The organism is Pantoea sp. SO10 (assembly GCF_005281435.1).
Classification (GTDB): Bacteria; Pseudomonadota; Gammaproteobacteria; order Enterobacterales; family Enterobacteriaceae; genus Pantoea; species Pantoea leporis.
In genome coordinates, this window is sequence record NZ_CP040095.1 from 732,208 (window position 1) to 746,754 (window position 14,547).

Here is a 14,547-nt window from a genome sequence, read left to right on the forward strand (position 1 = left end):
GCGCTCCTTGAGGAGAAGAGATGTTGAGTCGCAAAGGATCTGAGGAGTGAGGCATCTCAAATCCCTACGCCGGTATTAGCCGGATCAGGTTCGACGGGTTTCTCTCAGCCCTGATATCAAGGCACCCCGTTGAGAACGGCTCATTCTAGACATTTATATGACAGCGCGAAAGGATCACAGCTCCGGTGGTGCAAACCAGGCTGATTTGAAGTCAAACCAGCCGAGCGTATTCAGCCGCACGCCGCGCATACTGCGTTGCCCTTCCAGTAGCAGCCAGTGATGGAACAGCGGATGCAGATAGTCGCGGTCGATCAGCTGTTTGCTCCATTCCGCCAGCGGTAACGCTTTCTGCCGCCAGCGCGCGGCATCGGCTTGCCAGTCAATCGGGATGCAGTGATGCATCAACGGCAGCTCGAACAGTTGCGCGAACAGCGCGTACTCCAGCGGCAGGGTAAAGTTGACGCTGCCAAGCCAGATATCACTTTCACCTTCGCCCTCGAACCACGCTTCGTAGCTCACGACACGAGTAATTAGCTCGACACCTTGCTGCGCCAGCAGCGGTCGTAGCGCGTTAGCGATACCTTCATGCTCAACGTGATGGCTGTACCAGCTCAGCGTCAGCTGAGTTAAGCCTGCCGGTTTATCGGCGGAGGTGAGATCGCGGCGATGGTGCCAGCGCGGCAGCAAGCCATAAGCCGGGAACCAGTAACGCTGATAGCCGACGCCTGCATGATTCAGTAAGGCGATGGGATTAAACAGATAGCTTACCCAGCGGCGGAAATGCGCATCGCGACCCAACTCGGAGCGCTGATCGTACAGCAAGAAGTAGCAGCCTTCTTCCAGACGACTCTCTTCCGATTTTTCATCGGCGGTTTCGCCCTGCAACTTGACTCCGGCATACACCAGCTCGTCGCTGATCTCCGGCAGCACCCAAATCGACACATCGTCAATCAGCGCGCGATAGCCAAAGTAATCATCAAAGGCGGCGATCTTCAGCTGCGTTTGCTGATTGCGCACCACGCTGTACGGACCGGTGCCAAGCGGCTGGCGGGCAAACTGGCGTAACGTGGGCCATTCGCGCGGCAGGATCATCGCGCTGACGCTGGCCAGCAGCCACGGCAACCAATCGTCCGGCTGGCTCAGATGAATATCCAGCGTCCAGGGCGCGGGCGAATCCAGTTTACTGATGTGAGAAAACAGCGGCTGGCTGCGCACGCGCTCCAGCGAAGCAATCACATCCGCCATTTCCAGTTCACGGCCATGATGAAAACGAATCGCCGGGCGCAGGAAGAAACGCCACTGCAGCGGCGAGGTTTGCTGCCAGTGATGGGCGATATCGGGTTCGATTTCCCCCTTTTCCTCATTTATGCGCATCAGGCCGTTGAAAATTTGTCGCGCCAGATGGGTTTCCGAGCGGCGCAGCGGCGAACCGGGTAGCAGATTGGGCAGCGGGCGATAATAGAGCACGCGCAGGATGTGTTTACCCTGGCGGAAGCTGCGGCCTAAATGCGCCGCAATCATCTGGCGCACCTGGTTTTTATCGCCCACCAGCTGCACTAACTGTTCGATGCGATCTTGTTCCAGCAGATCCTCGGCGCGCTGCTGCTGGAGCGCCAAGCCGGTGTAGCAAAAACTCAGCATTGAGCGCTTGCCGCGTCCCGCTTCTGCCTGCCAAATCAGCCAGCCTTCGCTCTGCATGGCGTTGAGCAGGTTACGCATATGGCGACGCGAGCAGTGCAGCAGATCGGCCAGCTCGCTGAGCGTGGTTTCCTGATCCTGCCCCTGACAGCTTTGCCATAGGCGGATAAATTGCTGCTGCAGACGTGAAGAGGACATAAAAGGGGAACTCCTTGTCAGAATCGCTCAGTTTTTCCTGCCTCATATTAGAGGCATACTGCCCGGCAATGGAAGAGCGGGAGGCATTCAGTAATGAATGGCGCTCTGCCAGCGGTTCCGCCGACGTGGAACCCCTTTCTGAGTAGGGTGCATTTTCACCGCCAGCAGCGCTTTATCTGCTGGCTTTTTTCGTTTTGCTGTAGAATCTTCTACCCTCATTTCTCTACCTTTTTTATTCGCAAAGGGATTTCTGCATGAAATCGCTGTTAACGCGTCAACGTCGCATCAATCCGGTCTACCTCTCGTTTATGGCGGTGTCGTTTATGACCGGCGTGGCCGGTGCGCTGCAGGCGCCGACGCTGAGCCTGTTTCTGACGCGCGAAGTACAGGTAAGTCCGTTCTGGGTCGGCTTGTTCTTTACCATCAATGCGATCGCGGGGATTGTGGTCAGCCTGCTAATGGCGAAACGCTCCGATAATCAGGGCGATCGCCGCAACCTGATTCTGTTTTGCTGCCTGATGGCGACGCTGAATGCGCTGCTGTTTGCCTTTAATCGCCACTATTTAACGCTGGTGACGCTGGGCGTGTTTTTGTCGGCGCTGGCCAGCGTGTCGATTCCGCAGGTGTTCGCCCTCGCGCGGGAATATGCCGATCAGTCGGCGCGTGAAGTGGTGATGTTCAGCTCAGTGATGCGTGCGCAGCTGTCGCTGGCGTGGGTGATCGGGCCACCGCTGTCGTTTGCGCTGGCGCTTAATTACGGTTTTGTGACGCTGTTTTGCGTGGCGGCGGGGATTTTCCTGCTAAGCATGCTGCTGGTCTGGCGCACCTTGCCCTCGGTGCCGCGCGTGGTGGTCTCGCCTGAAGAGGTGCTGACGCAGCTGAGCCCGTGGAAGGACAGTCAGGTGCGGTTGCTGTTTATCGCCTCCGTCACCATGTGGGCGTGCAACACCATGTATATCATTGATATGCCGCTGTATATCAGTACCACGCTTGGCCTGCCGGAGAAGCTGGCGGGCTTGCTGATGGGCACCGCCGCCGGGCTGGAGATTCCTATTATGCTGCTGGCCGGGCATTACGCGCGGCGCACCGGCAAACGCAACCTGATGCTGCTGGCGCTGGTGGCGGCGATTGTGTTTTATCTCGGATTGGTGATGTTCCAGTCGCGGACAGCGTTGATGGTGCTGCAACTGTTTAATGCCGCGTTTGTTGGCATCATCGCCGGAATTGGCATGTTGTGGTTCCAGGATTTAATGCCGGGCCGCGCAGGTGCGGCGACGACGCTGTTCACCACCTCAATTTCCACCGGCATGATTATCGCTGGCATCATTCAGGGCACCATGAGCGAACGCTTTGGTCATGAGTCGGTTTACTGGCTGGCGTTGGGGCTGGCGGTGCTGGCGTTGGGATTGGCGTCGCGCGTGCGGGATGTGGTTGATAGCTAGCAAAGAGAAGGGCGACAGGATGTCGCCCTTGTTGCCTCAGCGTAAGAACGCGGGCTGATTGGTCTCGTAGCTGGAGATAGACGCTTCGTGTTGCAGCGTCAGGCCAATGCTGTCGAGGCCGTTGATCATGCAGTGACGGCGGAAGCTGTCGATTTCGAAGCTATAAGTCTTATCGCCTGCGGTTACAGTTTGCGCTTCCAGATCCACGGTGAAGGTGATGCCCGGCTGCGCAGCAACCAGTTTGAACATCTCATCCACTTCTTCATCGCTCAGCTTCACCGGCAGCAGCTGGTTGTTAAAGCTGTTGCCGTAGAAAATGTCGGCGAAGCTTGGCGCAATCACCACATGGAAGCCGAAGTCGGTCAGCGCCCACGGCGCGTGCTCACGCGATGAACCACAGCCAAAGTTCTCACGCGCCAGCAAAATGCTGGTGCCTTTGAACTCCGGTTTGTTCAGGACAAAGCTGGCGGTTGGCACGGTGCCCGCATCATCTTCAAAACGCCAGTCGTGGAACAGATGCGCGCCAAAACCGGTGCGCGTCACTTTCTGCAGGAACTGCTTTGGAATAATGGCATCAGTATCGACGTTGGCCGCATCCAATGGCGCCACAATGCCGGTGTGTTGAGTAAATTTGTTCGCCATGGCTTACGCTCCCTGAGTCAATTCACGAATGTCGGCAAAGCGACCGGTTACGGCAGCGGCAGCGGCCATCGCCGGGCTCACCAGATGAGTACGACCACCGCGGCCCTGACGGCCTTCAAAGTTACGGTTGCTGGTTGATGCGCAACGTTCGCCTGGATTGAGGCGGTCGTTGTTCATGGCCAGACACATGGAGCAACCCGGTAAACGCCATTCAAAACCGGCTTCGAGGAAGATTTTGTCCAGACCTTCGGCTTCGGCTTGTGCTTTTACCGGACCCGAACCTGGCACCACCATCGCCACCACGCCCGGCGCCACTTTACGGCCTTTGGCAATTGCAGCAGCGGCGCGCAAATCTTCAATACGTGAGTTGGTGCAGGAACCGATAAACACTTTATCGATCGCCACGTCAGTCAGTTTGATGCCTGGCTGCAGATCCATGTAAGCCAGCGCTTTCTCTGCTGAGGCGCGCTCAACCGGATCGGCAAAGGATTGTGGATTCGGAATCGCTTGATCTACCGCCATTACCTGGCCTGGATTGGTGCCCCAGGTCACTTGCGGAGCGATATCTTCCGCGTGCAGCGTGACGATGCTGTCGAATTTGGCATCGCTGTCAGACTTCAGCGTGCGCCAGTAAGCGACCGCTTGTTCCCACTGCTCGCCCTTCGGCGAGAACTGCTTGTCTTTCAGATAATTGAAAGTGGTGTCGTCTGGCGCGACCAGGCCCGCTTTGGCGCCCATTTCAATCGCCATGTTACACAGCGTCATGCGGCCTTCCATGCTCAGCGCTTCGATCGCTGGGCCACAGAATTCGACAACGTGACCGGTACCGCCAGCGCTGCCGGTTTTACCGATAATGGCCAACACAATGTCTTTGGCGGTAATGCCTGGCGCCGCTTCGCCCAGCACTTCAATCTTCATGGTTTTCGCGCGGCCCTGTTTCAGGGTTTGCGTGGCAAACACATGCTCAACTTCGGAAGTACCGATACCGAATGCCAGCGAACCGAACGCGCCGTGCGTTGCGGTGTGGGAATCACCGCAGACGATGGTCATGCCCGGCAACGTCATACCTTGCTCTGGCCCAATGACGTGCACGATGCCCTGGAACGGGTGATTCAGGTCATACAGCTGAATGCCGAACTCAGCACAGTTTTTCATCAGCTCTTGCATCTGAATACGCGCCATCTCGCCAGACGCATTGATGTCTTTGGTCTGCGTCGAAACGTTGTGATCCATGGTAGCGAAGGTTTTCGACGGCTGACGCACTTTTCGCCCGTGCGCACGCAGACCATCAAAGGCCTGCGGCGACGTCACTTCATGGATCAGATGGCGATCGATATAAAGTAACGGCGTTTCGTTCGGGGTTTCGTTAACGACATGTGCATCAAATAACTTCTGATATAAGCTTTTCATTTTATTATTTTTCCTCGGCGATGAAACCGGCAATGATGCTGCCCATCTCATCTGTGCTCACGGCTTTGCCGTCACCGGCCAAATCACGGGTGCGATAACCCGCTACCAGCGCACGGCTCACGGCGCGTTCAATGCTTGCGGCGGCTTCATCCGCATTCAGGCTGTAACGCAACAGCAGTGACAGCGACAGAATCTGCGCAATCGGGTTAGCGATGTTCTGACCGGCGATATCCGGTGCGGAACCGCCCGCTGGCTCAAACAGGCCAAAACCTTCTTCATTCAGGCTGGCGGAAGGCAGCAAGCCCATTGAACCGGTAATCATCGCGCATTCATCTGACAGGATGTCGCCAAACAGGTTAGAACACAGCAGCACGTCAAACTGTGATGGATCTTTAATCAGCTGCATGGTGGCGTTATCGATGTACATGTGGCTCAACTGCACATCAGGATAATCTTTTGCCACTTCGTTCACAATTTCGCGCCACATGACGGAAGTCTGCAAAACGTTGGCTTTGTCAATTGAGGTGACGATGTTGCGGCGCTTACGTGCGGATTCAAACGCGATACGCGCGATGCGCTCGATTTCGAAACGGTGATAAACCTCAGTATCAAAAGCGCGCTCATGCGGGCCGCTGCCTTCGCGGCCTTTTGGCTGACCGAAGTAGATGCCGCCGGTCAGTTCACGCACGCACAGGATGTCGAAACCGCGTTCGGCGATATCGCTACGCAGCGGGCAGAACGCTTCCAGACCTTTATACAGCGCAGCAGGGCGCAGGTTGCTGAACAGCTTGAAGTGCTTACGCAGCGGCAACAGCGCACCGCGCTCGGGTTGCTGCGCAGGTGGCAGATGTTCCCATTTCGGGCCACCTACGGAGCCAAACAGAATCGCATCTGCCTGCTCTGCGCCGGCAACGGTAGCCGGTGGCAGCGGTTCACCGTGACGATCGATGGCGATACCGCCAACATCATATTCGCTGGTGGTGATACGCATGTCGAAACGCGTACGAATTGCATCGAGAACTTTCATGGCCTGCGCCATCACTTCCGGACCAATTCCGTCGCCTGGCAATACCGCGATATGAGAAGACTTAGACATAATTACACCGTTTCCTTCTGATCTTTAAATTTACGCTGCAGTTCTTTTTCCACCTGCTTAGCACGCCAAATATTGTTCAACGCGTTCACCATCGCTTTCGCCGATGATTCGACGATATCGGTCGCCAGGCCAACGCCGTGGAATTTACGACCGTTGTAGTTGACCACGATATCGACCTGACCCAGCGCGTTCTCGCCGTGGCCTTTCGCCGTCAGCTTGTAGTTAATCAGCTCGGCTTCAAAGCCGGTAATACGGTTGATCGCCTGATAGACCGCATCAACCGGACCGTTACCGGTTGCGGCGTCGGCTTTGGTCTCTTCACCGCAGCCCAACTGCACGGAGGCCGTTGCGGTTACGCTGGAGCCGGTCTGCACGTTGAATTCGTTGAGCTCGAAATATTCTGGCTCTTCGTTCTGCTTGTTGATAAAGGCCAACGCTTCCAGGTCGTAATCGAACACCTGACCTTTCTTGTCGGCCAGCTTCAGGAAGGCGTCGTACAACGTGTCGAGGTTGTAATCGGACTCTTTGTAACCCATCTCTTCCATGCGGTGTTTCACCGCAGCGCGGCCAGAACGGGAAGTCAGGTTCAGCTGGATTTTGTGCAGGCCGATAGATTCTGGCGTCAGAATTTCGTAGTTTTCGCGATTCTTCAGCACGCCGTCCTGGTGAATACCGGAAGAGTGGGCGAAGGCGTTAGAACCGACCACCGCTTTGTTGGCTGGAATCGGCATGTTGCAGATTTGGCTCACGGTTTGGCTGGTGCGGTAGATTTCCTGATGATTGATGTTGGTGTGGACGTTCATGATCTGCTGGCGGGTTTTGATCGCCATAATCACTTCTTCCAGCGCACAGTTACCGGCGCGTTCGCCTAAACCGTTCAGCGTACCTTCAACCTGACGCGCACCGGCCAATACCGCAGCGATGGCGTTGCCGGTCGCCATACCTAAATCGTCGTGGGTGTGAACCGACAAGATGGCTTTATCGATATTTGGAACGCGTGCCACCAGTTGGCCAATGATGTTGGCGTATTCGCCTGGCAAGGTGTAGCCGACGGTGTCCGGAATGTTGATGGTGGTTGCACCGGCATTGATCGCGGCTTCAACCATGCGGCACAAATCGTCGATTGGTGTACGCCCGCCATCTTCACAGGAAAACTCAACGTCGTCGGTGTAGTTGCGGGCGCGTTTGATCATGTGCACTGCGCGTTCAATCACTTCTGGCAGCGTGCTGCGCAGTTTGGTGGCGATGTGCATCGGCGAAGTCGCGATGAAGGTGTGAATACGGAACGCTTCAGCCACACGCAGTGATTCGTATGCGGCGTCAATGTCCTTCTCAACGCAGCGTGCCAGTCCGCAGACGCGGCTGTTTTTAATGGTACGAGCGATGGTTTGTACGGATTCAAAATCGCCTGGAGAGGAAACGGGGAAGCCCACTTCCATTACATCCACGCCCATACGTTCCAACGCCAGAGCGATTTGCAGTTTTTCTTTAACACTCAGGCTGGCCTGTAAAGCCTGTTCGCCATCACGCAGAGTGGTATCGAAAATAATAACTTGCTGGCTCATCGTAATCTTCCTTATGCATTAACTTTGCCGGTGCTACGAGCATAAAAAAACCCGCGCATTGGCGCGGGTTTCTTAAACTTCTGCAGGTTCGAATCAGTTATTGATTCCGCCCACGAGTCTACCGCGCAAACTGGATGCGTTTAGTAGTAGACCGAGTAGGCGGAAAGAATGAAACATGAGTCAAACCTCGTAAATTGAGTGCTGCACATATTGGTACTGGAATTGACGTGTGAAGTCAACCTTAAGTACAAGGGTATTTCCATGAAGTCAGAAGGGCGATGTGCTGTGATTTTTCGGCTGCGCAGAGCAATGACATTAATTAGCAACAGAATCAGTGAATCCATCCATTTAAAAAATCGTTTAGAAAATGGAATTTATTTTAAATATTTGATAATTAACATCTTAAGTTGCTAATGCGCATTGCTGATAAAACAAGATTAGGCTTGTTGTTAAGAAGAATATGATGTGAACGGGCCGTTTTATAGATAATCACGCCAGAAAGTAATTATCACAAAAGATTGTGGACTGAGTGGTCAGGCAATATGAAAATCATATTTCTTAGAACACGCTGCAAATAATCTATAAACCAGCATTTTCCTCTGTGGTTATGACGAAGCATTAGTTTAATCCTCGCAGGCAATAATCACGCATCAGTGCCTTTATTGCCGGATCGGGCGCGACGTGGCGTCCTGGCGTTTGCAGGGCGGGTTGTCTGCGGTTATGGTAATCGACCTACTCTCATATAATTAACTCAAGTAGATTCCCTGTACCTGGAAGGCGGACAGAACGCCGCCTTCTGAGCATAAACATAAGGTTTTGATCTTAATTGGCGATCGGGGGCCGGATATCAGTGGCGTGCGGGAAACGCGAACGTCAGTGGATTCAGTCCCTCAAGCCTGGAGGCAGAAAATGGAGATGTTGTCAGGAGCCGAAATGGTCGTCCGTTCGTTAATCGATCAGGGCGTTAAGCAGGTATTCGGTTATCCGGGCGGAGCGGTGCTCGATATTTACGATGCGCTGCAAACGGTCGGTGGTATTGACCACGTATTAGTCCGTCATGAACAAGGCGCGGTGCACATGGCCGATGGCCTTGCGCGTGCGACCGGTGAAGTGGGCGTGGTGCTAGTGACTTCCGGTCCGGGCGCCACCAACGCGATTACCGGTATTGCAACCGCCTATATGGATTCGATCCCGATGGTAATTCTTTCGGGTCAGGTGCCTTCGTCACTGATTGGTTACGATGCGTTCCAGGAGTGCGACATGGTCGGCATCTCCCGCCCGGTGGTGAAGCACAGCTTCCTGGTGAAAAACGCCGAAGAGATCCCAACCGTGTTGAAAAAGGCCTTCTGGCTGGCAGCAAGCGGTCGGCCGGGACCGGTGGTGATCGATCTGCCAAAAGATATCCTGAATCCCGCCAACAAGCTGCCGTACGTCTGGCCGGAAACAGTGAGCATGCGCTCATACAATCCGACCATTCAGGGCCATAAAGGACAGATTAAGCGCGCGCTGCAAACATTACTGGCAGCACACAAGCCGGTGATTTACGCCGGCGGCGGCGCGATTATGTCGGGCTGCGAAGCCGAGCTGCTGCAGCTGGCAGAGCAACTGAATATTCCGGTAACGACCTCGCTGATGGGCTTGGGCGTGTTCCCTGGCACACATCGTCAGTGTGTCGGCATGCTGGGGATGCACGGCACTTACGAAGCCAACATGACCATGCACAATGCCGATCTGATTTTCGGTATTGGCGTGCGCTTCGACGACCGCACCACCAACAATCTGGCGAAGTACTGCCCGAACGCCACCATCATGCATATCGATGTCGATCCGACGTCGATCTCCAAAACGGTCAGCGCCGACATTCCAATCGTTGGCGATGCGAAGCAGACGCTGGCACAGATGTTAGAGCTGCTGGCGCAAAGCGATGCGAAGCAGGAACTTGATAGCCTGCGCGACTGGTGGCAGACCATTGAAGGCTGGCGCGGTCGCAAGTGCCTGGAATTCGATCGTACCAGCGACAAAATCAAACCGCAGGCAGTCATCGAGACCATCTGTCGTTTAACCAAAGGCGAAGCTTACGTGACGTCTGACGTTGGTCAGCATCAGATGTTTGCCGCACTTTACTACCAGTTCGACAAGCCGCGTCGCTGGATCAACTCCGGCGGCTTAGGCACCATGGGCTTCGGCTTGCCTGCAGCGTTAGGCGTGAAGATGGCGCTGCCGGATGAGACGGTTATCTGCGTGACCGGCGATGGCAGTATCCAGATGAACATTCAGGAGCTGTCGACCGCACTGCAGTACGATTTACCGGTGCTGGTATTAAACCTCAACAACGGCTTCCTCGGCATGGTTAAGCAGTGGCAGGACATGATTTACTCGGGCCGCCACTCGCAGTCCTACATGCAATCGCTGCCTGACTTCGTGCGTCTGGCCGAAGCGTATGGGCATGTGGGCATTTCCATTGCGCATCCGGCGGAGCTGGAAGAGAAGCTGCAGCTGGCACTGGATACGCTGGCGAAAGGCCGTCTGGTGTTTGTCGATGTAAACATTGACGGCAGCGAGCACGTTTACCCGATGCAAATTCGTGGTGGTTCGATGGATGAGATGTGGCTGAGCAAAACGGAGAGGACTTAATTATGCGTCGTATTTTATCGGTTCTGCTGGAAAACGAATCCGGCGCATTGTCCCGCGTAGTGGGGCTGTTCTCTCAACGTGGCTATAACATCGAAAGCCTGACTGTGGCACCGACCGATGATCCCACCTTATCACGCATGACCATTCAAACGGTCGGCGACGCGAAAGTGCTGGAGCAGATTGAGAAGCAGCTGCACAAGCTGGTGGACGTGTTACGTGTCAGCGAGCTCGGTCAGGGCGCTTACGTTGAGCGTGAGATCATGCTGGTGAAAATCCAGGCCAGCGGTTACGGCCGTGAAGAAGTGAAGCGCAGCGCGGAAATTTTCCGTGGGCAGATTATCGATGTCACGCCAACGCTTTACACGGTTCAGCTGGCAGGCACCAGCGATAAACTCGATGCGTTTCTCAACACCGTGCGTGACGTGGCAGAAATTGTCGAAGTGGCGCGCTCAGGAATTGTGGGTGTGTCGCGCGGCGATCGCGTGATGCGTTAATCACCCAAAGTAACGATTTCATCTGATTCTAACCCGGCGAAATGCCGGGTTTTTTTATTTTATGCGCTTAACCAGGATGCGAGAGAAAAGCGGTTGCTCGGCGTAGTGTTCTGCGGTTAGATGTTACAAATGTTTTACCCATAGCTACTCTGCGGATATTTTCGTCAGCGCTGGCTTATCAGAATTAAGGTGTCACCGTGAAACTGGATGAAATTGCGCGCCTGGCAGGCGTGTCGCGCACCACGGCCAGCTATGTAATTAATGGCAAAGCGCGGCAGTATCGTGTCAGCGAAAAAACCGTCGAAAAAGTGATGGCGGTGGTGCGTGAACACAACTATCACCCCAATGCCGTTGCGGCTGGGCTGCGCGCCGGGCGCACACGTTCGATTGGCCTCGTGATCCCCGATCTGGAAAACACCAGTTACACGCGCATTGCGAATTATCTGGAGCGTCAGGCGCGTCAGCGCGGCTATCAGCTGCTGATTGCCTGCTCAGAAGATCAGCCAGACAACGAAATGCGCTGCATCGAGCATCTGTTGCAGCGCCAGGTTGATGCCATCATTGTTTCAACTTCACTGCCACCAGAGCATCCGTTCTATCAGCGTTGGATCAACGATCCGCTACCGATTATCGCGCTGGACCGTGCGCTGGATCGTGAACACTTTACCAGCGTAGTGGGTGCCGATCAGGATGATGCGCAGGCGCTGGCGGCTGAATTGCGTCAGCTACCGGTGAAAAATGTGCTGTTCCTCGGCGCGCTGCCTGAGTTGTCGGTCAGCTTCCTGCGTGAGTTAGGTTTCCGCGATGCGTGGAAAGATGATGAGCGGCCAATTGATTACATCTACTGCAACAGTTTCGATCGGGCCGCCGCTGCCGCGCTGTTTGAGAAGTACCTCGAAGATCATCCGATGCCGGAGGCACTGTTCACCACGTCGTTTGGGCTGCTGCAGGGCGTAATGGACATTACGCTGAAGCGTGATGGGCGCCTGCCGACAGATTTAGCGATCGCCACCTTTGGCGACCATGAATTGCTGGATTTCCTCGAGTGCCCGGTGCTGGCGGTGGGGCAACGTCATCGCGACGTCGCTGAGCGCGTGCTGGAACTGGTGTTAGCCTCGCTAGATGAACCACGTAAACCCAAGCCTGGTTTAACCCGTATCCGTCGCAATTTATTCCGCCGCGGACAATTAAGTCGCCGCTCTAAATGAAATGCTGGGCAGTTCGCTGCCCAGCATTTATTAATCCTGTCGATATTTTGAAACCTTAGGGCGTAAATAAGCGTAAATAATCGCCACTCCAGCTAACAATTTAACCTTGCTGACTTTTCTTAATTGTTTACATGTTCACCAGTGAGGCGCGGCAGAGCTGGCGCGATGATGCTGGGCTTCCTTTCAGAAATCCCCTAAAATGCCGCCGCTGTCGCAGATTGCGGGGCAATTATATTTTTGCGCTGGAGCGCTTTATTTTTCACCATTTTTCCTCGTGCAGAAATTTTTATTCAATTATTCATCAGGTTAATTTTTTATTTTACGAATCCATGTCGATTAATTCCCTCATTGATTAATTTTACCCGATGTAAATAGTGATATTCACTTGCCGTTGCGGCTTGACAAGGATTTCATCGGCTCCGTAAACTCGTTTCGTGGTAAAAAGTGGGATAAAGTGGTGAAAACGGGTGATTGAGGGGTAAGGCTGGCATGTTCCGTGGAGCAACGTTAGTCAATCTCGACAGCAAAGGACGATTAGCAGTACCAACGCGCTATCGAGAATTGCTTGTCGCAGAGTCTCAGGGGCAAATGGTATGCACCATTGACCTCCACCAGCCATGCCTGCTGCTTTATACCCTGCCCGAATGGGAAATCATTGAGAAAAAGCTGTCTCGCTTATCCAGCATGAATCCTGCCGAGCGTCGCGTACAGCGACTGCTGTTGGGACATGCCAGTGAATGCCAGATGGATAATGCGGGTCGTTTGTTGTTGGCGAACACGTTACGTCAACATGCCGGCCTGACCAAAGAAGTGATGCTGGTTGGACAGTTCAATAAGTTTGAGCTGTGGGATGAACAGACCTGGTATCAACAAGTTAAGGATGATATTGACACAGAACAGTCGGCTCAGGAGCCTTTATCTGAGCGGTTGCAGGACTTGTCGCTATAGCTATGCAGGAAAATTTCAAACACACCACAGTGCTGCTGGATGAGGCGGTAAACGGCCTCAATATCAGGGAAGACGGCATTTATATTGATGGCACTTTTGGTCGCGGCGGTCACTCGCGCTTAATCCTTTCGCAGCTTGGTGAGAAAGGGCAACTGATAGCGATTGATCGCGATCCGCAAGCGATAGCCGCAGCCGCTGAGATAAACGATCCGCGCTTCTCGATCGTCCACGGGCCGTTTTCGGCTTTGGCAGAATACGTTGAAGAGCGCGGGCTGACCGGCAAGATCGATGGCGTTCTGCTCGATCTGGGCGTCTCTTCTCCGCAACTGGATGATGCCGAACGTGGCTTCTCCTTTATGCGTGATGGGCCACTGGATATGCGTATGGATCCAACACGCGGGCAATCGGCCGCCGAATGGCTGATGAGCGCAGAGGAGGCGGATATCGCTTTCGTGATCAAGACCTACGGTGAAGAGCGTTTCGGTAAACGGATTGCGCGCGCCATCGTAGAGCGTAACCGCGACCAGCCGATGACGCGCACCAAAGAGCTGGCGACGGTGATTGCCGCCGCCATGCCCGTCAAAGACAAATTTAAGCACCCGGCAACGCGTACTTTCCAGGCGATTCGTATCTGGATCAACAGTGAGCTGGAAGAGATCGATACCGCGCTGAAAGGGGCCTTGTCGGTTCTTGCGCCAGGCGGCAGGTTGTCGATCATCAGCTTCCACTCACTGGAAGATCGCTTAGTGAAGCGTTTTATGCGCGATCAGAGCCGTGGTCCTCAGGTGCCAGCAGGCATTCCGATGACGGAGTCGCAGCTTAAAGCCTTAGGCGGTCGTGAGCTGAAAACGCTGGGCAAATTGATTCCTGGCGAAGCCGAAGTGAACGAAAACCCACGTGCGCGCAGTTCGGTATTGCGTATCGCGGAGCGAACGGCCTCATGATTGGCAACGAGCGCCACAGCTTACCCGGTGTCATTGGTGGGGACTTGCTGCGATTTGGCAAGATCCCGCTGTTGCTGTTGATCGCGGTGCTGGTGTCCTCGGTAATGGTCGTGACCACCACGCATAAGACGCGCCTGTTAACGGCGCAGCGTGAACAGCTGGTGCTAGAGCGTGATGCGCTCGATATCGAATGGCGCAACCTGATTCTTGAAGAGAACGCACTGGGCGATCACAGCCGTGTAGAGCGGATAGCAACCGATAAACTGCAAATGCAGCATGTAGATCCTTCGCAGGAAAATATTGTGGTGCAGAAATAAGGAATCGCAGA

At 54.5% G+C, this 14,547-nt stretch carries 13 protein-coding genes and 1 riboswitch; of the genes, 7 read left to right on the forward strand and 6 right to left on the reverse strand.

Annotation, left to right across the window (positions count from 1 at the left end):
• Positions 1-43: 43 nt before the first annotated feature.
• A riboswitch (TPP riboswitch) is annotated at positions 44-139 on the reverse strand.
• A gap of 35 nt (positions 140-174) precedes the next feature.
• The gene (gene sgrR, locus FCN45_RS03310; RefSeq protein ID WP_137385147.1) at positions 175-1,836 is read right to left on the reverse strand and encodes an HTH-type transcriptional regulator SgrR; all 1,662 of its coding nucleotides are present in this window, start codon (positions 1,834-1,836) and stop codon (positions 175-177) included.
• Positions 1,837-2,090: 254 nt separating this feature from the next.
• Here sgrR and FCN45_RS03315 point away from each other — a divergent pair, with 254 nt between their 5' ends.
• Positions 2,091-3,278, forward strand: coding sequence for an MFS transporter (locus tag FCN45_RS03315; RefSeq protein WP_137385148.1), 1,188 nt, complete (start codon positions 2,091-2,093; stop codon positions 3,276-3,278).
• A gap of 36 nt (positions 3,279-3,314) precedes the next feature.
• On the opposite strand, the gene leuD is transcribed toward FCN45_RS03315, so the two are convergent.
• The 5 genes from leuD to leuL all read right to left on the reverse strand — a co-directional run bounded on the left by leuD (position 3,315) and on the right by leuL (position 8,168).
• Positions 3,315-3,920 carry a 3-isopropylmalate dehydratase small subunit gene (gene leuD / locus FCN45_RS03320; protein ID WP_101762126.1) on the reverse strand — a complete coding sequence of 202 codons (606 nt, stop codon included), beginning with the start codon at positions 3,918-3,920 and terminating at the stop codon, positions 3,315-3,317.
• 3 nt (positions 3,921-3,923) lie between these two features.
• Positions 3,924-5,330: a 3-isopropylmalate dehydratase large subunit gene (leuC, locus tag FCN45_RS03325; protein WP_101762125.1), complete on the reverse strand. Its 1,407-nt coding sequence runs from the start codon at positions 5,328-5,330 to the stop codon at positions 3,924-3,926.
• A 4-nt stretch (positions 5,331-5,334) separates the two neighbouring features.
• On the reverse strand, positions 5,335-6,426 hold the full coding sequence (leuB, locus tag FCN45_RS03330; RefSeq protein WP_137385149.1) for a 3-isopropylmalate dehydrogenase: 1,092 nt from the start codon (positions 6,424-6,426) through the stop codon (positions 5,335-5,337).
• A gap of 2 nt (positions 6,427-6,428) precedes the next feature.
• Complete coding sequence (gene leuA / locus FCN45_RS03335) at positions 6,429-7,991, reverse strand: 2-isopropylmalate synthase (protein ID WP_101762123.1); 1,563 nt, start codon at positions 7,989-7,991, stop codon at positions 6,429-6,431.
• A 93-nt stretch (positions 7,992-8,084) separates the two neighbouring features.
• Positions 8,085-8,168, reverse strand: a complete 84-nt coding sequence (gene leuL / locus FCN45_RS23865) for a leu operon leader peptide (protein ID WP_099686952.1) — start codon at positions 8,166-8,168, stop codon at positions 8,085-8,087.
• Between the two features lie 732 nt (positions 8,169-8,900).
• Between leuL and ilvI the strand changes: the two genes are divergently transcribed.
• The 6 genes from ilvI (at position 8,901) to ftsL (ending at position 14,536) form a co-directional block, all read left to right on the forward strand.
• A complete protein-coding gene (gene ilvI, locus FCN45_RS03345; RefSeq protein ID WP_137385150.1) occupies positions 8,901-10,625 on the forward strand; it encodes an acetolactate synthase 3 large subunit in 1,725 nt (574 codons plus the stop codon).
• A 2-nt stretch (positions 10,626-10,627) separates the two neighbouring features.
• On the forward strand, positions 10,628-11,119 hold the full coding sequence (gene ilvN, locus FCN45_RS03350) for an acetolactate synthase small subunit (protein WP_007885011.1): 492 nt from the start codon (positions 10,628-10,630) through the stop codon (positions 11,117-11,119).
• Between the two features lie 197 nt (positions 11,120-11,316).
• Complete coding sequence (gene cra, locus FCN45_RS03355) at positions 11,317-12,327, forward strand: catabolite repressor/activator (RefSeq protein WP_101762121.1); 1,011 nt, start codon at positions 11,317-11,319, stop codon at positions 12,325-12,327.
• A gap of 489 nt (positions 12,328-12,816) precedes the next feature.
• Positions 12,817-13,275, forward strand: a complete 459-nt coding sequence (gene mraZ, locus FCN45_RS03360) for a division/cell wall cluster transcriptional repressor MraZ (protein ID WP_007885013.1) — start codon at positions 12,817-12,819, stop codon at positions 13,273-13,275.
• Positions 13,276-13,277: 2 nt separating this feature from the next.
• Complete coding sequence (gene rsmH, locus FCN45_RS03365; RefSeq protein WP_101762120.1) at positions 13,278-14,219, forward strand: 16S rRNA (cytosine(1402)-N(4))-methyltransferase RsmH; 942 nt, start codon at positions 13,278-13,280, stop codon at positions 14,217-14,219.
• Positions 14,216-14,536, forward strand: a complete 321-nt coding sequence (gene ftsL, locus FCN45_RS03370) for a cell division protein FtsL (RefSeq protein WP_101762119.1) — start codon at positions 14,216-14,218, stop codon at positions 14,534-14,536. The genes rsmH and ftsL overlap by 4 nt, the downstream gene beginning before the upstream one ends.
• The last annotated feature ends 11 nt before the right edge of the window (positions 14,537-14,547 follow it).